At 63.8% G+C, this 21,489-nt stretch carries 18 protein-coding genes; 8 read left to right on the top strand and 10 right to left on the bottom strand.

Going from position 1 to position 21,489, the window contains the following annotated elements; translation table 11 throughout:
• Positions 1-119: 119 nt before the first annotated feature.
• From JG747_RS18345 to JG747_RS18310, 8 genes are all read right to left on the bottom strand, one after another.
• Positions 120-878, bottom strand: a complete 759-nt coding sequence (locus tag JG747_RS18345; RefSeq protein ID WP_202359765.1) for an FkbM family methyltransferase — start codon at positions 876-878, stop codon at positions 120-122.
• Entirely contained in the window at positions 875-2,107 is a 1,233-nt protein-coding gene (locus JG747_RS18340; protein ID WP_202359764.1) for a DUF2029 domain-containing protein, read from the bottom strand. The genes JG747_RS18345 and JG747_RS18340 overlap by 4 nt, the downstream gene beginning before the upstream one ends.
• A gap of 22 nt (positions 2,108-2,129) precedes the next feature.
• Positions 2,130-3,602, bottom strand: coding sequence for an aspartate aminotransferase family protein (locus JG747_RS18335; RefSeq protein ID WP_446720594.1), 1,473 nt, complete (start codon positions 3,600-3,602; stop codon positions 2,130-2,132).
• A gap of 61 nt (positions 3,603-3,663) precedes the next feature.
• Positions 3,664-4,671, bottom strand: coding sequence for an NAD-dependent epimerase/dehydratase family protein (locus tag JG747_RS18330; RefSeq protein WP_064984019.1), 1,008 nt, complete (start codon positions 4,669-4,671; stop codon positions 3,664-3,666).
• Complete coding sequence (locus JG747_RS18325; RefSeq protein ID WP_038647405.1) at positions 4,668-5,102, bottom strand: EamA family transporter; 435 nt, start codon at positions 5,100-5,102, stop codon at positions 4,668-4,670. The genes JG747_RS18330 and JG747_RS18325 overlap by 4 nt, the downstream gene beginning before the upstream one ends.
• Before the next feature lie 124 nt (positions 5,103-5,226).
• Complete coding sequence (locus JG747_RS18320) at positions 5,227-6,576, bottom strand: FAD-binding oxidoreductase (RefSeq protein WP_064984017.1); 1,350 nt, start codon at positions 6,574-6,576, stop codon at positions 5,227-5,229.
• 2 nt (positions 6,577-6,578) lie between these two features.
• Positions 6,579-8,012: a UbiA family prenyltransferase gene (locus JG747_RS18315; RefSeq protein ID WP_019858725.1), complete on the bottom strand. Its 1,434-nt coding sequence runs from the start codon at positions 8,010-8,012 to the stop codon at positions 6,579-6,581.
• A 226-nt stretch (positions 8,013-8,238) separates the two neighbouring features.
• Positions 8,239-8,502, bottom strand: a complete 264-nt coding sequence (locus JG747_RS18310) for a hypothetical protein (protein ID WP_027046960.1) — start codon at positions 8,500-8,502, stop codon at positions 8,239-8,241.
• Positions 8,503-8,715: 213 nt separating this feature from the next.
• Here JG747_RS18310 and JG747_RS18305 point away from each other — a divergent pair, with 213 nt between their 5' ends.
• The gene (locus tag JG747_RS18305; RefSeq protein WP_202359763.1) at positions 8,716-9,534 is read left to right on the top strand and encodes an AraC family transcriptional regulator; all 819 of its coding nucleotides are present in this window, start codon (positions 8,716-8,718) and stop codon (positions 9,532-9,534) included.
• A 120-nt stretch (positions 9,535-9,654) separates the two neighbouring features.
• Positions 9,655-10,545 carry an NAD(P)H-binding protein gene (locus JG747_RS18300; RefSeq protein WP_202359762.1) on the top strand — a complete coding sequence of 297 codons (891 nt, stop codon included), beginning with the start codon at positions 9,655-9,657 and terminating at the stop codon, positions 10,543-10,545.
• A gap of 12 nt (positions 10,546-10,557) precedes the next feature.
• Here the strand turns inward: JG747_RS18300 and JG747_RS18295 are convergent, their stop codons facing one another.
• Positions 10,558-13,047, bottom strand: coding sequence for a mechanosensitive ion channel family protein (locus tag JG747_RS18295; protein WP_202359761.1), 2,490 nt, complete (start codon positions 13,045-13,047; stop codon positions 10,558-10,560).
• 183 nt (positions 13,048-13,230) lie between these two features.
• Here JG747_RS18295 and JG747_RS18290 point away from each other — a divergent pair, with 183 nt between their 5' ends.
• The 5 genes from JG747_RS18290 to JG747_RS18270 all read left to right on the top strand — a co-directional run bounded on the left by JG747_RS18290 (position 13,231) and on the right by JG747_RS18270 (position 19,997).
• Positions 13,231-14,490 (top strand): sarcosine oxidase subunit beta, encoded by a 1,260-nt coding sequence (locus JG747_RS18290; RefSeq protein ID WP_202359760.1) that lies wholly within the window; start codon positions 13,231-13,233, stop codon positions 14,488-14,490.
• Between the two features lie 9 nt (positions 14,491-14,499).
• Complete coding sequence (locus JG747_RS18285) at positions 14,500-14,796, top strand: sarcosine oxidase subunit delta (RefSeq protein ID WP_202359759.1); 297 nt, start codon at positions 14,500-14,502, stop codon at positions 14,794-14,796.
• Complete coding sequence (locus tag JG747_RS18280; protein ID WP_202359758.1) at positions 14,793-17,801, top strand: sarcosine oxidase subunit alpha; 3,009 nt, start codon at positions 14,793-14,795, stop codon at positions 17,799-17,801. The genes JG747_RS18285 and JG747_RS18280 overlap by 4 nt, the downstream gene beginning before the upstream one ends.
• Complete coding sequence (locus tag JG747_RS18275) at positions 17,794-18,381, top strand: sarcosine oxidase subunit gamma (protein WP_202359757.1); 588 nt, start codon at positions 17,794-17,796, stop codon at positions 18,379-18,381. The genes JG747_RS18280 and JG747_RS18275 overlap by 8 nt, the downstream gene beginning before the upstream one ends.
• Positions 18,382-18,554: 173 nt before the next feature.
• Positions 18,555-19,997, top strand: coding sequence for an MFS transporter (locus JG747_RS18270; protein ID WP_202359756.1), 1,443 nt, complete (start codon positions 18,555-18,557; stop codon positions 19,995-19,997).
• An 18-nt stretch (positions 19,998-20,015) separates the two neighbouring features.
• Here JG747_RS18270 and JG747_RS18265 read toward each other — a convergent pair whose 3' ends face one another.
• The gene (locus tag JG747_RS18265) at positions 20,016-20,720 is read right to left on the bottom strand and encodes a nitroreductase (RefSeq protein ID WP_069093446.1); all 705 of its coding nucleotides are present in this window, start codon (positions 20,718-20,720) and stop codon (positions 20,016-20,018) included.
• 225 nt (positions 20,721-20,945) lie between these two features.
• Here JG747_RS18265 and JG747_RS18260 point away from each other — a divergent pair, with 225 nt between their 5' ends.
• The gene (locus JG747_RS18260) at positions 20,946-21,488 is read left to right on the top strand and encodes a helix-turn-helix domain-containing protein (RefSeq protein WP_010910045.1); all 543 of its coding nucleotides are present in this window, start codon (positions 20,946-20,948) and stop codon (positions 21,486-21,488) included.
• The last annotated feature ends 1 nt before the right edge of the window (position 21,489 follow it).

The raw sequence follows: 21,489 nt of genomic DNA, 5'->3' as shown, positions 1-21,489 counted from the left end.
GCTTCGGCGCCCGTTTGATCGGCGCACAATATGCAGACGACAGGCACGGCGCTACCGCCTGTTTGCGACACGCCGCAGGTGCGGCGCGACCCGATCCGGATCGGAGAAAACGCCAGCCGTCAGGCGAAGGCCCAGACGTCCTCGGCCTGGAAGCCGACCTGGTAGCCCGCTGTCTTCAGTTTGACCACGACCTGGCCAATCTCGGTGGCCGGCAACGCGCCGACCTCGACCTTGATCATGCCCGGACGGTAGCGTTTCAGATCAAGTTGTTCGAAGACGATCCAGTCGGCGCCCTCACAATCGACGAGAAAAGCATCGATATGGCCGATGCCGTTGCGGTCGAGCAGCGTCTGCAGCGTTTCCGACGGCACCTCGATATCCCTGAGATGCGGCGCGAATTTGTTGAAATTGGCATCGGCCTCGCCCCAGGCATTCTTGCCCGACATCAGATTGGTGTCGGTGACCGAGGAGCAGCCGATGAACTCGACCGGCAGCGTGCCGGCCTCGAGCGCCGCGGCATCGAAAGTGTGGACGGTGATCGTGCCCTTGGTTTTTGTGACGGCCACCGGCTCGATGATGAAGCGGCCCGTGTCGGGATAGTTGGCGCGCAGCCGCTTCTGATTGTAGGGGATCGGCTCGACCAGCATGGCGCGGGCGCCGGCGATCCTGTGCAGCCACGGCGTGACATCGTCGAAGAGCGCGCCGTCGCAGGCGCCGACATTGACCATCTGGAACGGCTGCCCTGCCCCGCCGAAGCGCGCTTTCAGCGCCGCCTTCGCCAGGAATTTCGTGCCGCGCAGCGACGGCCCACGATCGAGCAGGCCGGAGGGAAGGCCGAGCGACAAGGCGATGCGCGCCAGCCTGGATAGCGAACTCATGGCTTGTCTCCCGGAATGATATGCAAGGCCGCGCGATGCTGGCCGCGGACCGATGCTGCCCACAGCGCCATGAACGGCGTTGCCAGCAGCAGAAAGGGCGGGATCAGATGCGGGAAATAGATACGCGTGTCATGGATCGGAAAGACCGTGAACTTCGCCAGAGCGCCCAACACCAGCGCCGCGAACAAAATGCCGGCGCGCCGATCAAGGCGGAAGCCGGCGCGGCCGGCGGCGAACCAGCCGGCCAGCGCCAGCACCGAAACGCCGACCCAGCTGTTCAGATTGACGGCGCGCAGCAGGGACGTTGCAAACGCCTTGAGATAGGCGGTGACCGAGAACGCCGGCTCGAACGCGTCCATATTGTAGTGCTGCTCGATGCTGGAGAACCACAGATGCGGCCACCAGCCGGGATGCTGGGCCCAGTGCGAAATGGCGAAATAGGCGACGAAGGATGCGGCAAAACCGGCCGGCGCGCCCCACGCCTTTTGCCGGAAAGCGACCAGCAGCACCGCGAATATGGCAAGGAAAACAATATTGTCCGGCCGCACCATGAAGGCGAGGAACAGCAGGATCGCCGTCGCCGCCTCGCGGCCTCTGACATAGGCGTAGAGCCCGCCAAGCAGCAGCGCGGAGGTGAGCAGGTCCGGCGTCGAAGCACGCGCCGCGTCACCGAAATCGGCCATTATCAGCACCGCCCCGACTACCGGCGCCAAGGCCAGGGCCTTTTCCCTGTGCAGCCAGAGCAGCGTGATCGCGCCGAACAGCAGCACCGAAAACACCTGTACCAGCCGCATCGCCTCGACCGGCGACATCACCGCGCTCAGCGTCGACAGGATCTCGGCATAGAGGAATTTTATCCGGTACATGCCGAGCAGCGAATGGAAGTCGGCGGCATTGTCCGTCATGTGGCTGCGGAAGCCGCCGCCATCATCGGTCAGCGCCTTGTAGTCACTCGCCGACACGCCTGCCTTGACGGTGCTGTAGGCATAATCATGCACCGCCTGCGCGTCGGGATAGGTGCCTTCCTCCGATATTGCGAGATAGGGCAGCATGTCCCAATTGGCGTCCGGCATCACCCACGCCGTGAACGCCGTCAGAAGGATGTAAAGCGCGAAAGCCACAGCGCCGATCGGTGCGGCCAGCCGTGCATAGGTCCCCTCGCCCCACGCCAGACCGGTCTCGGTGAGCCGGTCGAGCGGGTTTTGCGTAGCGGGAGACCTGGTCAGCATTTTTGTGCCCAACGGACTTTCTTTAACGGACCTGGCTTTTGACGAAATCCTTCACGATCGACACGATGCCGCGCGACAGCAGGCTGTCGAAGGCATCGACGAAGCGGTCGACATGCTCGCGCTGGCAGATCAGCGGCGGCTCGAGCCGGATGACGTTGCGATTGTATTCGGTGAAGGCGACGAGCACGTCGTAGTCGCGCAGCAGCAGCGCGCCGACAAAGCCGGACAGCGAGCCCTTCAGCTTGTCGTCGAGCACGCTGACGATCGGGCGCAGCACCATCGGCAGGGTCTGCGAGAAGTCGTGGAACTCGAGGCCGACCATAAGGCCCTTGCCGCGCACGTCCTTGATGATCTTCGGGTACTTTTCCTTGAGCGCCCGTAGCCGCTGCAGCAGATAGTCGCCGGTGACGGCGGCGTTGTCGATCAGCCCCTCGTCATAAAGCACGTTGAGCGCCTCGATCGAGGTAACGCACGCCTCGCCCATGCCGCCAAAGGTCGCCATGGCATGGATCATCGCCGTCTTGGGCGTGCCATATGCCTTCATATAGATTTCACGCCTGGCGATCATGGCACCGACAGCCGCCTTGCCGCCGCCGAGCGACTTGGCCAGCGCGGTCACATCAGGCACGACGCCGTAATGTTCGAAGGCATAGAAGCGGCCCGAGCGGCCATAGCCGCACTGCACTTCATCGGCCACCCACAGCACGCCATACTGGTCGCACAGCGCGCGCAGCTTCTGCCAGTATTGCGCCTCTGCCTGGATGATGCCGCCACCGCCCTGGATGGTTTCGAGCACGATGACGCCGACCTCCGGATCGCTGCGGAACAACCGCTCCACCGCCTCGATGTCACCGAAGGGAATGCGCACCGTATTGTCGGCCACCTTGAAATCGGCGCGGTAGAGCTGGCCGTCGGTGATGCCGAGCACGCCCTTGGTCTTGCCGTGGAAGGAATTCTCGGCATAGACCACCTTCGGCCGCTTCGGGCCGGCGGCGCGTTCAGCGAGCTTCACCGCCGCTTCCATCGCCTCTGAGCCGGACGAACCCAAGAACACCATGTCGAGGTCGCCGGGCGAGCATTTGGCGAGGTTGTGTGCGAGCGCCGCCGCATATTGCGACATGAAGGCGATGGCGATTTCCTGGCGCTTCTCCTCCTGGAATTTTTTGCGTGCGTCCAGGATACGTGGGTGGTTGTGGCCGAAGGCCAGCGAACCGAAGCCGCCGAAGAAATCGAGGATCTTGCGGCCGTTCTGGTCGATGTAGAACATGCCTTCGGCACGCGCGATCTTGATCTTGTGGAAGCCGAGCATCTTCATGAAATGCAGCTGGCCAGGATTGAGATGCGCCTTGAACAGGTCGGTCATGCGCGCCACGTCCATCGCCTTGGCCTGCTCCACACTGATCAGATCGGGCTTGGCTATTGCTGCGGGCGACAGCGCCGGAGCGCTCACTAGGGTGCGCGCATTCGTCTGTTCGGGCTTGGCCATGACGGTCATTTCAATCTCCTGTCCGCGCTGACGACCAGCGTCGTGCGCTATGAATAGCTTGGCGGGCCTGTTACTCGGCGGGCACATGTTTGGTGGCGACAGCGGGCCCGGCCTTCTTGGCGCGGTATTCGCTGTAGGCAGCGATCAGCATGTCCTCGTCGCGATATTGCGGCACCCAGCCGAGCTGGCGCTCGGCCTTCGACACGTCGAGCACGCACTCCTCGTCGGCGATCAGATATTGCTCCGGATCCATGATCGGCATGTTCATGAGATCGAGCAGGTCGAGCGTGCGCTTGACCGCCCAGCCCGGCGTCGGCAGCAGGATCGACTTCGAACCGGCATGGCGGATCAGGTCGCCGAGCAATTTCTTCACCGGCGGCGGGTTGAGGGAGCCGAGATTATAGGCCTCGTTGGGCACGCCGGCCTTCCAGGCGGCGCGGGCAGCTTCCGCGCAATCGAAAACAGAAATGAACTGATAGGGGTTTCTGCCCGAACCGATCATCGGCACCGGAAGGTTCCAGTCGATCAGCTTGAAGAGTTTTTCAAGGATGCCGAGCCGGCCGGGGCCGATGATCAGGCGCGGCCGGAACAGCGAGATCGACATGCCGCGCGTGCGCCATTCGGCGGCGAGTTCCTCGGTCTTCTGCTTCGACCAGCCATATTCGCCGAGCGGCGCGACGGGGTGCTCCTCGGTCATCGGCTGGGTGACCGTGTGGCCGTAGATCATGTCGGTCGTGTAGTGGACGAGCCTCGGCGCACCAACCCTGTCCATGGCCTGCATGATGTGCTCGGTGCCGTGGAAATTCACCGGGAAGAAGAAGTCGTGCCGCTTGGCGCGCACCTGGATCGGCGACAGCATCTTGGCCGACAGATTGTAGACCATGTCGTCGGCCTTCAGCCCGACGGCGGCGACCGAGGCCGGATCGGTGACGTCGCATTGGACGAACCGGACGTTGCGGTAGTGCGCAAGGTCGCTCCTGGCGATGTCGGCGACGATGACCTCTTCGCCATCGGCGACAAGCTTGGGCGCAAGGTGGCGGCCGACGAAGCCGTCACCGCCGAAAATCACATGTCTCATCGAACGGTCTCGTTTGCAGGGATCTTGTCGGGCGCGATGGAAGCGGTCTGGTCCTCATGCCCTCGCCCGCTTTGCGCGATCAGCACCGTGCCGACGCAGATGAAGGCAATGCCGGCGATGCGCCAGCCATTGAGGTCCTCGCGAAAGACGAAATAGGCGAAGATGGCGACGGCGACATAGGCGAGGCTAAGGAACGGATAGGCAAAGGAAAGCTCGACCTTGGACAGCACATAGAGATGCGAGGCCATGGAAATCACGAAGGTGCAGAGCCCGAGGAACACCCAGGGGCTGAAGACGATCTGCAGCAGCTTGACGAGCGGATTGACGCCCTCGAACGAGATCGGGCCAAGCGAGATCATGCCTTGCTTCAGCATGAGCTGCGCAGCGGCATTGGTCATGACTGTAAAGAGAATGAAGACGATATATTTCATACCTGCGCGCCCATCCCGTGATTTCCAGTAATACAAACCCGAAAAGATTTCGTGAACTCACGAGACTGTTTTGAGTAAACCTTGCGATTAACCGTTCGCTAACCACGATTCATTCCATTTTTATCTATTCGGCGGCCTCAACGCCGCGCCGCCGCAGGTCGATGCTGCCGGCCGTGCGCGCCCAGAAATCGGACATGAAGGCAGGGTCGCGCAGCACTTCCAGCCTCGGCCAGTCCGCAAAGGAAGCAGCAAGGATTGCCGCACCCATGCGCGCATCCTTGTAGGGATTGACCGCCCCGCCGGCCGCGACTGTGATGCGGTCGAGTTCGCCAAGCAGGGCAAGCGTCGCCGCTCCCTTGTTGGGGAAATCCAGCGTCAGCGTATAGCCAGGCCTGGGGAATGACAGCAGCGCCGGCGAGCGGATCGAACCGAAGCGTTTCAGCACGGTGAGGAAGGACCCCTGCCCGGCTCGCCGGGCCGCCGCGAGCAATTCCGGCACGACGCTGTGCGCGGCCTCTTCCGGCACCACGCTCTGGTGCTGGAACAGCCCTCTGGGGCCATAGAGCCGGTTCCAATCACGCACGCCGTCGAGCGGAAAGAAAAAACCGTGGTAGCCGGTCTGGCGCGGCGCGGTCGCCTGGCCTTTCTTCCACCGGTAGGCGGCGTTGAAAGCGGTCAGGAACGGCCGGTTGAGCACATTGAACGGCGGTTGGAACGGCACGGAAAGATTGCCGCCGGCGCGCGAGGCCGCATGCGAGCCATGCTCGGCATGGTTGCCGGTGAACAGCAGCCCGCGCCCGCTGTTGCGGCCGCCGGCGAGTTGATCGATCCAGGCGACCGCATATTCGTTGGCCTGGTCCGCCGCCGCGGCCAGATCGAAGAATTCGCCGAGATCACGAAACGGCGTCGTCTTCTCGACGATGTCGAGCGAAGGCACCCGCATCAGCCGGATCGAGGCCGAGAGCATCAGGCCAGTCAGGCCCATGCCGCCGATGGTCGCCGCGAGCAGGCGCGGATTGTCCGTCGCCGAGCAGCGATAGGTATTTCCATCGGACCGCAGCAGCGTGAAGCTTTCGACATGGCAGCCGAACGTGCCTCGCCGGTGATGGTTCTTGCCGTGCACGTCATTGGCGATGGCGCCGCCGAGCGTGACGAATTGCGTGCCCGGAACCACCGCCGGAAAGAAACCGTAGGGTGCGGCGTGCGCGATGATATCGGACAGCAGCACACCGGCATCCGCTTCGAGCACGCCGGTCTCGGCGTCGAAGGCGCGGATGCGGTTCAGCGTCCGCATGTCGACGACCGCGCCGGCCTGGTTCTGGCAGGAATCGCCGTAGGAGCGCCCATTGCCATAGGCGAGCAGCGAGGCTTCCTTCGCCTGACCGCCCTTCAGCAGCGCGATGGCTTCGCCGGCGTTGATCGCGCGTGGTGCCGGCGGCGTGGCAAGGCCAAAGCTCAAAAAGCGTTCGGCCATGCCTACCAGCCCCCGATGACCAGCAGCACGGCGCCGATCAGCACCACGATCTGGCTGCGCCAGTCGCGAATGATGAAGACGACCGGGTCGTCATTCATCTCGTCGCGGCGCGCCAGGATCCAGACGCGCATGGTGAGGTAAAGCACGATCGGCGGCAGCGGCCAGATCAGCCACGGATGCGGGTAAAGCTCGCGCACCGCGACACTGTCCATGTAGAGCGCCAGAACCAGCGCCGAGGAGAAGGCGGAGGCCATGCCGGCCTGGGCGACGATCTCCTGGTCTTCCGTGCGGTAGCCACGGCCGGCAATGCGTTCGCCGGGTGGAATGGCGGTTGTGCGCAGTTCGACGAAGCGTTTCACCAGCGCCAGCGACAGGAAGAAAAAGATCGAGAAGGCGAGCAGCCAGAACGAGACGGCGACGCCGGTCGCGGCCGCACCGGCGATCACTCGGATCGAGTAGAGGCCGGCCAGCGTCAACACGTCGACAAGCAGCATGCGCTTGAACGACAGCGAATAGGCCGTCGTGACGACCATGTAACCGCCAAGCACGGCCAGGAATTCAGGCGACAGGAACAGCCCGGTACCGACGCCGATCGCCAGCAGCACCGCGATCGCGCCCAGACCGAACGGGATCGACAGTGCGCCGCAGGCGAACGGCCTGTTGCGCTTGGTGACATGCTTGCGGTCGAGCGCCAGATCGAAGAAATCGTTGAGGATATAGATCGCCGACGCCACCGCGCTGAATGAGACGAACGCCAGCAGGCATTGCCAGATCATGTTGGTGTTGAAATATTCGTGCGACAGCACCATCGGCACGGCGATCAGCGAGTTCTTGAGCCACTGATGCACGCGCAGCATCTTGATGATGGTCCGCAAGGTCGGCTTCGGCGCCGGCATGGTTTCGGCGCCATGCGCTGCTTGCCAGCGCGCCGCATGGCGGTCGGGCGCGACGACGATTGCATTGCGCGCGGCGTCGAAGACCTGGAGATCATGGCGGCTGTTACCGGCATAGTCGAAGCCGCCATCGCCATAGGCTGATATCAGCGAGGCGCGCTTCTTGCCGGATGTGAGGTTGTCTAGGCCGTCGGTCGCCAGCACCCGCTCGAAGATGCCGAGATGGGCTGATATGGCGTCGGCGAATTTGCGCGGCGTACCGGTCGCCAGCACGATCTTGCGGCCTTCGCCGTGCTCGGCGCGCAGCCGGTCGAGCAGCGGCGCGCGATAGGGCAGCGTCGCGGGGTCGATATCGATGCGCTGTGCGATCGCCTGCTTCAGCCGCGCCGGCCCGCCGGCGGCCCAGAACGGCACCAGAAAGATATAGAGCGGGTTCTTCTTGAGGAGGAGGAACAAGCCTTCCCACAACAGGTCGGTCGCGATCAGCGTGCCGTCGAGATCGACCGCAAGCGGTATTGCGTTCCTGTCCGACCGCGCATCCATGCCCGTCCTGCCCTGCCAGCGTATGATCCGGAAAACCGGAATCCCGTTGCGCGCCGCTTTTCGGCGTCTTGACGCTGGTATAGCGAGGGATGGCGTAGCGAACGTTAAAACGCCTGGTTGCAGGCGGCTGCCGCGGCGGTATTTCCGGCGTCATTGTTAAACAAGCGCTACCGGAAACGATAAAAGGCCGAGCAAATGCCCGGCCTTTCCAATCATGCCGCCTGGGTTACTTGATGCGGGCGACGCCGCCCGAGATTTCGACGGTTTCCGAGCCGGTCAGGGCTTCAAGGTCACCGTTCGGCAAGGTGACGAAGCAGCCGTTCTGGCAGAATTCGACGGTTTCACCACCGGCCAGCGCAAGGTCGGTCTTGCTGCCGCCTTCCGTCACGACCAGCGTGCGGGTCTCGGCGTCCTTGTTGACCGCGCTGGCGGCATGGGCCGAGCCGCTCACGGCGAGCAAGGCCACGGCAGTGACGAGAGACTTCCACATGTTGCAATATCGGTGTTCCCACCGCCTCTGTTGCATTTCGCAAGGCATTTTCGCCCTTTGCATGGGAGCTTATATGAGATGGAAGCTGAACCGCAACTGAATGCCGCATTCATGCCGCAATTGGTTTTGGCCTGTCCGCAAGCATACGCCCGACCCTGTTAAATTCGCTGGCCGGCACGATATGATGCCGAGGCGCAACGCGAAAAAGAGACCATGCACGACAACTGGCTTGAAACGATCGGCGTTGGCGTTGAGTCGCGAAGGATTGCCGCGGGGCTGACCCACTATGTACCCGCATCCATCAACCATCGGCTTGGAATCCACGTCGGAGCGCCGGTCAACGCGTCGTGCCATTGCGATGGAAAACATCACCGCCGGGTCCAGTCGGACGGCGACATCGATATTGTGCCCGCCGGGCTCGATGGCGACTGGAAGGATGACGCGGACTGCACCATCCTGCGGCTGTGGGTCAGTCCGGCGCTGGTTCGGCGCGCTGCCGAGGACCTCGATATCGACCCGGACAGGGTCGTCGTCAATCCGCAGTTCCAGCGCCGCGATGCGAGGATCGAACACATCGCCCATGCGCTGGCGACCGGTCTGAACCCGGACGTGCCATCCGACCGGCTGTATTTCGAAAGCCTGGCCAAGGCGCTGGCGGTCCAGATCATCCAGGGCGCTTCAAAGCCGGAAGCTCCAGCCAGACAAATGCTCTCTTTCGGCCAGAAGCGCAGGCTGACCGATTTCATCGAAGCCAATCTCGACCAGGATCTTTCGCTGGATGAGATGGCGCAAGTGGCAGCCATCAGCGTCTCGCATCTGAAAGTGCTGTTTCGCCGCACCTTCGGCATGCCTCCCCACCAATATGTCATCCGTCGCCGGGTCGAGCGGGCCAGGACCTTGCTGTATCAGGGGAAAATGCCGCTCAGCCAGATCGCGCTGGAAGCGGGCTTCGCGCATCAGAGCCACATGGCGCAAAGCATGAAGCGCATCCTCGGCGTCACGCCGGCCGCCCTGATCCGTATGCAGCGGTAAACTGCAGTCCGGCGCCGCGCTTTGGCTTTCGAAGCCAATCGTCCGTTCTTGCGCTCCAGCATCCAAATCTGAGCGACCCAAGCCCGCCCATTCGGCATTCCTGACGTCCTACTGGTCAGGATGAAGGACACGGGCATGTTTGTTGTGTTGGGCGCGGCAGGAAAGATCGGACGGGCCACGATTGGTGCGCTTCGCAGGCATCACGTTCCACTCAGAACCGTGGTGCGAAACCCGTCGCACGCCGAGGAGTTCCGTGCGCTCGGTTGCGAGGCGGAGATTGCCGATCTGCGCGATACGACGGCGTTGGCGCGGGCAACAAGGGGCGCCACCGCCGTTCAGGTCATCTGTCCAACCAGCGTCCGCGCCGATGATGCTTCGGCGGAGATGGAAGCCACCATTCGATCCGTTGTGAATGCACTCGATCAAGTCAGACCGCAAAGAATTCTGGCGATCTCGGACTATGGCGCCCAGCTTGCCGCCGGCACCGGCATCACGCTCACGTTCCATCATTTGGAAACGCAGTTGAGGACGATACCGGCAGCCCTGACGGTGCTGCGTTCCGCCGAGCACATGCAGAATTGGGACCGCTTGGTCGGCCGGGCAATCGAGACCGGCGTGCTGCCGAGCCTGCACCATCCCGTGACCAAATCCTTTCCGACAGTGTCGGCCGGCGATGTCGGGCTGATGGCGGCGGATCTCCTCCTTTCGGGCAGCGGCGATGCGCTGCACGTGGTCCACGCCGAAGGGCCAAATCGCTACAGCGCAGCCGATGTGGCGCGAACGCTTGGCGACATTGCCGGCCGCGCGATCGTCACTCGCGAACTGCCAAGGCAGGACTGGGTTCCCGCCCTCATCGGCGGTGGCATCGGCACGAGTTATGCCGGACTGGTCGCCGCGATGTTCGACGCCCACAATGCCGGCCGCATCGATGTCGAGCACGGTGTCGGCGAAGTCAGACGCGGCAAGACCGATCTTCGCCCGGCGCTGGAGGCGTTGGTCGCGAGAAGCTGACGGCAACCGGCCCTAGCTGGGATCGGGCTTGCGCGCCTTGCGTCCAGATTTGGCGAGTTTTTTCGCTTCGGCCGCGGCTTCCACCTTTGCCTGTTCCTGTTCGGCGAAGTCGGCCTCGATCTTGTCGTCGTCGGTTGGCCAGGCCTTGGGCTTGTTCACCTCGACGACAGCGCGCGGCGTCGACGGGATCTCGATATGCAGGTCGCTGAACTTCTCCAGCACGGCAAAACGAATGTCGTTCTGCACGACGCTGCCGTTCATGATATCGGCCAGGAACACGCGGATTTCGAACTCGAGCGCGGCCGCGCCGAAATTGGAAAACAGTACGAAGGGCTCGGGGTTCTTAAGCACCATCGCATGGCTGCGCGCGATTTCCAGCAGGATGGCATGCACCTGCTTGACGTCGCTGCCATAGGCGACGCCGACCTTGATCTCGACACGGCCGAGCTTGTTGCGGTGCGTCCAGTTGCCGACGGCGTTATTGATCAGGTTTGAATTGGGCAAGATCACCGACTGCCGTTGGAAAGTCTCGATCTCGGTGGCGCGCACGCTGATCTTCTTGACCGTGCCGCTGACGTCGCCGGCGACGATCCAGTCGCCGACCTTGAACGGCCGCTCGGCCAAAAGGATCAGGCCGGAGACGAAGTTGGAGACGACATTCTGCAGGCCGAAACCGATACCGAGGGAAAGCGCGCCGGCGACCAGAGCCAGGCTGGAGAGGTCGATACCCGCCGCCGATATGCCGACCAGCCCCGCCACGGCGACGCCGGCATAGCCGACCGCCAGCCGGATCGAATTGCGCACGCCCGTATCGACCTTGCCGCGCGCCATCACCGACCCGTCGAGCCAGCCCTGGAACCAGCGCGTCAGGAAATAGCCGATGATGAAGACGATGATGCCCGAAAGGATTCCGGTGACCGAAATCGTCACCGAGCCGATGGTGATCCCGGTCGCCAGCTTGTAGGCCCAGGCCTGGATGTCGCCGGGCTGGAAGCCCCACATCAAAAGGATCAGTGGCAGGAAGACCAGCACGATCATCAAATTGATGGCGACACTGACGACAAGGCCGAGCTGGTCGAGGGCGGCGTCTTCGTAGCTGGAGTTGGCCGACAGCCAGCGCCCGACAGTGGTGTTGGCGAACGCCCCCTCCTCGCCGATCGCCTGCGCCGACAGGAAGCCGATATAGGCGGTGATCAGCGCCGTACCGGTGACCACGACCTGCAGCGAGACGAACAGGGCAAGGCCGATATAGCCAAGCAGGGCGGCGGCTATGGTGAACAGGCCAAGCGCCAGCGCCAGATAGCGCAGCCAAGCCGGCCACGGCCGCCAGCTTCCGTCGCGTGCCTTGAACGGCCGCAGCATCGCCATCAGAATCAGGATGATGCCGACGACAATGGTGGCGACGAAACTGCGGGCGATGGTCAGCGACAGTGGCGAGCCCATCTTGTCGTTGATGATCGACAGGAAATTGTTGACGCCGATGACCACGGCCATGGCGGTTGTCAGCCGCACCAGCCAGCGCGCCGGGCCGGTTTGGACGGGAATGAGCCGCCAGTTCGGCAGCCGCGGCTCAAGCGCGGCATTGGTCAGCCGGTTGACGCAGAACACCACCGCAATGACGGCCGCCAGCGCATTCAGGAAGACGCCGATGTCGCCGCGCAACACATTGTAATAGTTGAAAAAGAACACCGTGGAGGCCAAGAACACGCCGACCGCCAGCGTCGGCAGCAAGGTCGACCAGAAGGCTACAGACAGGCGGCTGAGATAGGACGGATCCTCGACCGTCGGATCAGCTTCGAATATACGCCCGAACAGCCGCCTGCCGCCGACCAGCAGCACCAGCGCCAGCCCGAGCGCCACGAAGGTTGCCGCGAGGACGGCCTGGAACTTGAACTTGAAAGCGAAACTCAGCCAGGACGACACCGCCTTGTAAAAGTTGGCGTATTCGTCCCGCGCGTCGGAAAACACCTGTGGGCTCAGCGCCTCGGACAGTGCGTAGCGCTTGGTCAAAAAGTTGCGGAACTGCTCGCTGCGCATATTGCCGATCTTGTCGATCAGCCCGCTGATGCGGATCGACAGGTTCTGCGCGCTGGCGACGACCGCGTTGATCTCGGCCTTCTCCGACGCCAGCGCCTGGCGCTCGCCGGTCACGATGTCGGGCTCCTGCGGCTGGCCTGCGGCCGGCGGCGGGCCTAGCACCTCGATGCGATTGTTGATGTCTGTAAGCCGCGGACGAAACGCCACCGCGCTGGTCAGCGCCGCCCGCGACAGATCCTCCAGTTGCAGACGGATGTCCACGAGCGAGGCGTCGTCCTCACCGTCCTGCTGCATCTTCTTCTCGAGATCGTCCGTCTTGGCCGTCAGGCCCTGGATGACTTTCTGCTGATCGGTGATCAGGCCGATGGAGCCCTGGCCAAGCGCCTGCGCCATCGCCTCGAACGAAGGCGACGCCGAAATGACCAGCGCGAAAACCAAAAGGAGGCGAAGCAATCTCAAAAACATGACTATTGGCGACTCACGGGCGGCAACGGCATTTAAAAAGCCTGTCCTTGATAAAGACGGCCATATCGTCGGGCAAGCCGTCGCATCGCGGCGTCGGCCAGTCGAAAGGCCATGGCGCAATATTGGCTTTGCGGATGCGGCCTGCTCTATAGTCTGCCGCATCGCCCGAACCGGATGACAATGATGGCAGAGTACTCGGCCTTTTCGCTGCTCGCGAACGCGCTCAAGGGAAACAAGGACTGGAAGCCGGCCTGGCGCAAGCCGGACCCGAAGGCTTCCTATGACGTCATCATCATTGGTGGCGGCGGCCACGGGCTGGCGACCGCCTACTATCTGGCCAAGGAGCACGGCATCACCAATGTCGCCGTGCTGGAAAAGGGCTGGCTCGGCTCCGGCAATGTCGGCCGCAACACAACGGCCGTGCGCTCGAACTACCTGTTGCCCGCCAACACCCGCTTCTACGAACATTCGATGAAGCTATGGGAGGGCCTGTCGCACGAACTCAACTACAACGTCATGTTCTCGCAGCGCGGCTGCCTGAACCTGGCGCATACGCCGGCGCAGTTCGACGACTATGCCAGGCGCGGCAACGCCATGCGCCATCTCGGCGTCGACGCCGAACTGATGACGCCGGCGCAGATCAAGCGCCTGATCCCGGCGCTCGATATCTCCAGCGACGCACGCTTTCCCGTCGTCGGCGGCCTGATGCAACGGCGCGCCGGCACCGCCCGTCACGATGCGGTGGCCTGGGGTTATGCGCGCGGCGCCGACCGGCGCGGCGTCGACATCATCGAGAATTGCGAGGTCACCGGCTTCCTGCGCGATGGCGATCGCGTCACCGGCGTCACCACCTCGCGCGGCGACATCAGGGCCAAAAAGGTGGCGGTAGCCGTGGCCGGCAGCACCGGACGCGTCATGCGGTTGGCTGGCATCGAGACGATGCCGATCGAGAGCCATGTGCTGCAGGCCTTCGTGACGGAATCGCTAAAACCCTTCATCGACACGGTCGTGACCTTCGGCATGGGCCATTTCTATATGTCGCAGTCCGACAAGGGCGGCCTTGTCTATGGCGGCGATATCGACGGCTACAACAGCTATGCCCAGCGCGGCAACTTGCCCATCGTCGACGAGGTGATGAGCGAGATGCTGGCGCTGTTTCCGGGCCTTGCGCGTGTGCGCATGCTGCGTTCGTGGGGCGGTGTCTGCGACATGTCGATGGACGGTTCGCCGATCATCACCACCGGTCCCCTGCCCGGCATGTATCTCAACTGCGGCTGGTGCTATGGCGGCTTCAAGGCGACACCGGCCTCCGGCTGGACCTTTGCCTGGACCATCGCCAAGGATGAGCCGCACGATTTCAACGCGCCGTTCACCCTCGATCGCTTCCACCGCGGCGTCGTCATCGACGACAAGGGCCAGGGCGCGAACCCGCGGCTGCATTAGGAATATCCGATGTTGATCACCTGTCCCTATTGCGGCCCGCGCGACGTCATCGAATTCACCTATCAGGGTGACGGCAACCGCGAACGTCCCGACCCGGCCTCGCAGAATTTCGAGGCGTGGAACGCTTATGTCTATGACCGGCTGAACCCGGCCGGCGACCACAATGAGATCTGGCAGCATTCCGGCGGTTGCCGCGCTCATCTGCGCGTCGTGCGCAACACGCTGACGCATGAGATTTCGAGCGTCGCCTTCGCGCGCGGCGATCATGCCTCGGCCGCGCGCCGCAAGGCGGAGGACAAGGCATGAGCCCGCGCCGCACCGATACTGGCGGCCGCATCGACCGGCTGAAGACGATCCGCTTCACCTTCGACGGCGTTGCCTATACCGGCCATGCCGGCGACACGCTGGCCTCAGCGCTGCTGGCCAAGGGCGTCACGCTTTTCGGCCGCTCGTTCAAATACCACCGTCCGCGCGGCCTCCTGACCGCGGGCGTGGAGGAGCCCAATGCGCTGGTGACGGTGCTGAAGGGCGAGGTGCGCGAGCCTAACATTCCGGCGACCATGGTCGAGATCCATGACGGGCTGGTGGCGATCAGCCAGAACCGCTTCCCTTCCCTGGCCTGGGACATCCATGCCGTCAACCAGCTCGGCGGCAAGATCCTGTCGGCCGGCTTCTACTACAAGACTTTCATGGGGCCGGTGATCGGTCCGCTGAAAGGCACGCGTTTCTGGATGTTCTGCGAGCATTTCATTCGCCGCGCCGCTGGTCTGGGCAGCGCCGGATCGGCGAAGGATCCCGCCCGCTACGAACGCATGAACGCTTTTTGTGACGTGCTGGTGGTCGGCTCCGGCCCGGCCGGCCTGATGGCCGCCAAGGCCGCCGCCGATCAGGGCGCCCGCGTCATGCTGGCCGATCTCGAGCCGCGTTTTGGCGGCTCGACCAACTGGTCGGACGAAACCATCGATGGCGCGCCGGCCGCCGATTGGGCGCGCCGCACCGTCACCCAGCTTGAAGGCCGTGACAATGTCCGGCTTTTGCCGCGCACCACGGTGTGGGGCTATTACGACAACAACACGCTTGCCGCGCTCGAACGGGTCAGCGACCACAAGGAGCAGCCCGCCAAGGGCGAGCCGCGCCATCGCTATTGGGCGATCCGTGCCAGATCGGTGGTGCTGGCCACCGGCGCCTTCGAACGGCCGCTGGTCTTCCCCGGCAATGACAGGCCGGGCGTGATGCTGGCGCACGCGGCGGAGCGCTATGCCAACGAGTTCGGCGTGCTGCCGGGCGAGCGGATCGCGCTGTTCACCAACAATGACAGCGCCTATCGCGCGGCCGTCGCCCTGAAGAAGGCCGGTGCGGCGATCGTTGCCATCGCCGACGTCAGGTCCGAGCTTTCGCCAGAGATGCGCAAGCTGGCCACGGAAGCCGAGGCCGAGATCTTTGCGGGCCATGCCGTGGTCGCCACCGAGGGCGGCAAGGCGCTGTCCGGCGTCAAGGTTCAGCGTTTCGACATGGTCACCGGCGCGCTCACCGGCGATGAGCGAAGCATCCATGCCGACTGCCTGCTGATGTCCGGCGGCTGGTCGCCGACCATTCATCTGGCCAGCCAGGCCGGCGCCAAAGCGGAATGGGATGCCGCACGCCAGGCATTCCTGCCGCCGAAGCCGACGCAGCATGGGCCGACACAGCAGTGGATTGGCGCCGGCGCTTTCACCGGCAGTTTTTCCACCGCCGAGGCCATCGCCGAAGGCCGCGCCGCCGGCCTTGCAGCGGCCGGCGGAACGAGCACGCCGGCGGCATTGCCCACGGTCGAAGCCGTCCACGGAGATCCCGATCCGGCGCCTGTGTTCGAGATCAGGGCCAAGGGCAAGAGCTTTGTCGACTTCCAGCATGACGTGACGGCGGAGGATGTCCGGCTGGCGCACCGCGAAGGCTTCGTCTCGGTAGAGCATCTGAAGCGCTACACCACGCTCGGCATGGCCACCGACCAGGGCAAGAGCTCCAACGTTCCCGGCCTCGCCATCATGGCCGAGGCGCTGGGCAAGCCGATCCCCGAAGTCGGCACGACGCGCTTCCGGCCGCCCTTCGCGCCCGTTTCGATCGGCTCGCTGGCGGCGGAGCGCTTTGGCGACCTGAAGCCGGAGCGGCTGACGCCGATGCATGATTGGCACCTCGCCAATGGCGCGATCATGTATTCCGCCGGCCTCTGGTACCGGCCGATGATCTACGGGCTTTCAGGCGAAACGATCGAGCAGGCCTATGTGCGCGAAGCCAAGGCGACGCGTGAAAGTGCTGGCATCGTCGATGTCTCGACGCTGGGCAAGATCGCCGTGCAGGGCCCCGATGCCGCCGCGTTCCTCGACCGCGTCTACACCAACATGTTTTCGACGCTCGCCGTCGGCAAGGCGCGCTACGGGCTGATGCTGCGCGAGGACGGCTTCGCTTTCGACGACGGCACCACCTGGCGGCTCGGCGAACAGGATTTCCTTATGACCACCACGACGGCCAATGCCGGCAAGGTGATGCAGCATCTGGAATACTTCCTCGACGTGATCTGGCCGGACCTCAAGGTTCACGTCACTTCGGTGACCGACGAATGGGCGGGTGCGGCGATCGGCGGCCCGAAAGCCAGGCAGATCCTCGCCGCCTGCGTCACCGGCACCGCGGTCGACAATGCGACACTGCCCTTCATGGGCATCGTCCATGGCCAGATCGCAGGCGTGCCGGTGATGATTTGCCGGCTTTCCTTCTCCGGCGAAATGGCCTTCGAGGTCTATTCCGGCGCCGGCCATGGCACCCACGTCTGGGAAGCGCTGATCGAAGCCGGCAAGCCGTTCGGCCTGGTCACCTACGGGCTCGAGGCGCTGGGCACGATGCGCATCGAGAAGGGCCATGTCACTGGCGCGGAGATCGACGGCCGCACCACTGCGCGCGACCTGCATCTCGACTGGATGCTGTCGAAGAAGAAGCCCTTCATCGGCTCGGCGATGATGGACCGCGAAGGCCTGATCGCGTCCGATCGGTTGGAACTGGTCGGCCTGATCGCGCTCGACAACCGGCCGCTCAGTGGCGGCGCGCACATTGTTGAGGCGTTGGACGAGGCCAATCCGCACGGATCGATCGGACACATCACCGCCTGCTGCTATTCCCCGGCACTCGGCAAACATATCGCGCTGGCGCTGGTCCAGGGCGGCAAGGCACGACACGGCACGCGTGCCCATGTCTCCGATCCCTTGCGCAATAGGTTCGGACCGGTCGAGATCGTCTCCAACCATTTCTACGATCCGGAAGGGACCCGCATGCATGGTTGAGCGCCAATCCCCCCTCGAGCCGGAGTTTCATGTCGGCTCGCATGGCAATTTCGAGCATGGCGTCGAGATCCTGCTGACCGAGACGAGGCCGGGCTCGATCGTTCAGCTCGCCGCCTGGCCGGGCGAGGAGAAGAAACTGATCGCTGCCATCCGCAGCGTCACCGGGCTGGCGCTGCCGGACGGCGCCGGCGGGGGCTCGAGCGACGGCGTGAAATCGGTGTTCGGCTTCGCGCCGGGAAAATTCACCGTGGCCGACGAGGCGGAAGGGCTGGCCGCGGCTTTTGCCAAGGCGGTGACGCCTGCCATCGGCACGGTGACGGACCTGTCCCATGGTCGCACCGCCATCCGCATCGCGGGGCCGAAGGCCGAATGGGTGCTGGCGAAATTCTTCGCCATCGACTTCGCGCTGCCGGCCTTCCCGGTCGGCGCCGGGCGGTCGACCGCTCACCACGACGTCTTCGCCCAGATTCAGCGCACCGGCGCCGACCAGTTCGACATCTACGTCTTCCGCTCCTTTGCACGTTCGTTCTGGAAGGCGCTCTGCCATGCCAGCGAGGAAGTCGGCTACGAGGTGCAGTAGGCGGTGGCGGCATATGGCCGCTTCGCCCCTGCTTCTGGCCTCAATGCCCGCCGGTTCTGCCGCTAGAGAATCGCGCCGCGGGCGGCCATGGTGGAAAAACTGGCCGCCAGATCGGCCCAAGGGATAGAAATCCCGTTTCAGGCTCGGCACATTCGTTTGGTTCGAACATCCCCATGACCGCAGAACTATCCGCCGGCGCCACGGATCGCGCCGATGTGTCGGCCAGAGCCTTGCTCCTGCTGCCGCTAACGGTCGCCTGCGGCGTGTTCATGACCAGCCTCGACCAGAATGTCGTGGTGACGGCGCTGCCCGGCATCGGCGAAAGCCTCGCCCGCCCGCCGAGCCAGCTCGGCCTGTTGATCACCGTCTATGTCGCCAGCCTGATCATCTCGATGCCGCTCGGCGGCTGGGCCGCCGACCGCTTTGGCCTGCGCAACGTCTACTGCTTTGCCTTGCTGGTGTTCGCCACCTCGTCGGCGCTCTGCGGCCTGTCTGATAACATCTGGACACTGGTCGGCGCCCGCGCGCTGCAGGGATTTGGCGGGGCACTGATGGGCACGCTCGGCCAGGTCGTCATCCTGTCGAGCTTCCCGCGCAACCGGACGCTGAAAATCAACATGTATATCTCGGTGGCAAGCCAGACCGGGCCGCTCGTCGGGCCGCTCGTCGGCGGCGCTCTGACCACCTACATTTCCTGGCGCTGGATTTTCTTCATTAACGTGCCGTTCGCGCTGGCGGCGGCAGTCCTTGCCGCCTCGCTGTTCCCGACCATGACCAAGCCCGTTCGCACGCGGTTCGATTTTCCAGGCTTCCTGCTGGTCGGCAGCGGCATGATCCTGCTGGTGTTCGGCATGGATTCGCTTGCCGCCAAAGACGCCGGCGGCGGGATGATTGCCGGCGAACTGGCGCTGGCGGTCATCATCCTGTCGATTGCCTCGCTCTACTGCCTGCGCGTACCCAATCCCCTGCTCGATCTCAAGCTCCTGCGCATCCGCACCTTCCGCATCTCGTTCCTCACCGGCGGCGGGCTGGACACGATCGGGCTGAGCTCCGTCGCCTTCCTGCTGCCGCTGCTGTTCCAGCTCGGTTTCGGCATGAGCGCGGTGCAGGCGGGATCGCTGACCTTCGTTGCCGCGCTCGGCTCGGTGATCATGCGTTTCTTCATGCCGCGCGTCCTCAACCGGTTCGGCTTCCGCCGCGTCCTGGTCTTCAACACGCCTGTTGTTGCCGCCATGGTCGCCGGCTTCGCCTTGATGCAGGCGACCACGCCGGTGTGGATCGTGCTTGGCTATATCTTTGCTTTCGGCGTCTTTCGGTCTGTTCAATGGGCCTCGACCGGCAACCTCGCCTATTCCGACATCGCCCCAGACCAGCTCGCTCGCTTCAGCGCGCTCTACTACATCCTCTGGCAGCTGGCGGTGGCGGTCAGCGTCGGCCTGGCGGCGGCCATGCTGTCGTTCCTGGCCGGCGGCGGGCCTGCCGTGACCAATGATTTCCGGATCCTGTTCGCGATCGAGGGCCTCATCACGCTCTGCGCGCTGCTTGCCTACCTCAAGCTGACGCCCCAGGACGGCGCCCATGTCAGCGGCCATGGCATGCAGATGAATACCGAATAGCTGAAGTCAGCAGCCGCTCTATTCGCTGAACGTCACCCACTCTTCCAGCGGCACGCGGTCGGTGCGGAAGGCGTTTTCCGGCTTGGAGGTGTCCTCATAGCCGAGCGCCATGCCGCAGACGACGATCTCCTCGTCGGGAATGTTGAGCACCGGCCGGATCTGCCGGTGGTAGGGCGCGAAGGCCGCCTGCGGACATGTGTGCAGGCCCCTGCCCCGCGCCGCGACCATGATGTTCTGCAGGAACATGCCGTAGTCGATCCACGAGCCCTGGTTGAGGCGGCGATCGATGGTAAAGATCATGCCGACGGGCGCATCGAAGAAGACGAAGTTGCGGTCGTGCTGGGCACGCATCTTGTCGACCTCGCGGCGGCCGATGCCGAGCGCGCCGTAGAGGCCGAAACCGTTGGCGCGTCGCCGCGTCAGATAAGGTTCGAAGAACTGGGTGGGATAGTAGCGATATTCGTCCCAGTCGGCCTTTTCGGCGCGGATACCGGAATTCAGAATGGCATCCGAGATCTGCTGCTTGGTCTCGCCCTTGGTGACGTAGACCCGCCATGGCTGCATGTTGGTGCCGGACGGCGCGCGTGCCGCAACCGCCAGAATGTCGCGAACGGTGTTGTCGTCTATCATGTCGGGCAAAAACGCGCGCACCGAACGGCGCGACACGATCGCCTCGTCGACGATCTCGGCCTCATCCGCGATTCGAGCCTTCTTTTCCAACATGGGCCGTCCCTTAGCCATTGCGTCGATCGGACGTCCCCACTCGCCGCTCGCGGCGGAGCCTTTGCATGAACCGTCAAAATCCTGCAAGCAAATCTTGAGCATTGGTGAAAATCTACTTGATTTTTTCATGAGCTTGATTTCTCATGAAATTCGGATTGGAATTTTCATGAAGTGAGCGTTTTGGCGTCTCCTACCGCGCGAACATTGCAGGGACCTGACGAACGCGTGCTGGCCAGCGATATCCGCGCGCTACGCCGGGCGCGCGGGCTGACGCTCGCTGAAATAGCGCTGAAACTCGACCGTTCGGTCGGCTGGGTCAGCCAGGTCGAACGCGGCCTGTCGACGCCGTCGCTCAGCGATCTCAGGGCGTTTGCCGAATTGTTCGGCGTGCCGATCAGCCTGTTCTTCAGCCATGACGTGCCGGTCGAAAGCGAGCGCGGCGTGGTGGTGCGGGCCGGCAGGCGCCGCACCCTTGGCACCAGCGAATCCGGTCTGGTGGAAGAACTCCTGTCACCCGATCTCGGTGGTAGTTTCGAGATGGTGCGCTCGATCTTCGCGCCGGGCGCGCAGATGAAGACCGAGCAGCTGCGGCCGACCGAGGAAGCCGGCTATCTCGCCTCGGGTGTTTTCGAGATCGAGATTGCGGGCGTCTGGCACCGGCTCGGCGAAGGCGATTCCTTCCGCTTCGAAGGCAAGCCCTATCGCTGGCGCAATCCAGGCACCGAGCCGGCGGTTGTCATCTGGGTGGTTTCGCCGCCGGTTTATTGAA

The organism is Mesorhizobium sp. 131-3-5 (assembly GCF_016756575.1).
In the GTDB taxonomy this organism is placed as follows: Bacteria; Pseudomonadota; Alphaproteobacteria; order Rhizobiales; family Rhizobiaceae; genus Mesorhizobium; species Mesorhizobium jarvisii.
This window is presented reverse-complemented; position numbering and strand designations above follow the sequence as displayed.